Here is a 376-nt window from a genome sequence, read left to right as displayed (position 1 = left end):
TGTAGCATTAGCACAACTCGCTAAGAAAGAAATAGTAGCTAAAGATAAAACTATCTTTTTAGAATTTAAACAGGGTTCTTTAATCCCCCCCCCCCGTAGACACCTTACTTGAAATAATATTTTTACTCAAATATTTTTCTCCTTCCTTATTTAAAATGATTTATTTTGAAATTAATTTCATATTATTTATTTTTTAATAATAATATAAAATATAAAAATAAAATAGTGGAATAATAAAATATTTAAACTTAAAGTATAATTAAATACTGATTATTATATAATTATAAAATTTCAATTTAAATTTTATTTTATATAAAAAAATTAATTTAATGAGAGTAAATTTGTATGAAATGTTGTAAATATTTTTGTGGTATTT

The 376-nt window shown here is 18.6% G+C and carries 1 pseudogene; it reads right to left on the bottom strand.

Features of this window, described 5'->3' with window-relative positions:
• Window positions 1–120 (bottom strand): annotated as a pseudogene (locus tag AJ939_RS11355) (hypothetical protein); the annotation flags it as partial.
• Window positions 121–376: the final 256 nt, after the last annotated feature.

This window comes from Campylobacter sp. BCW_6889 (assembly GCF_001762535.1).
Lineage (GTDB): Bacteria > Campylobacterota > Campylobacteria > Campylobacterales > Campylobacteraceae > Campylobacter_D > Campylobacter_D jejuni.
This window is presented reverse-complemented; position numbering and strand designations above follow the sequence as displayed.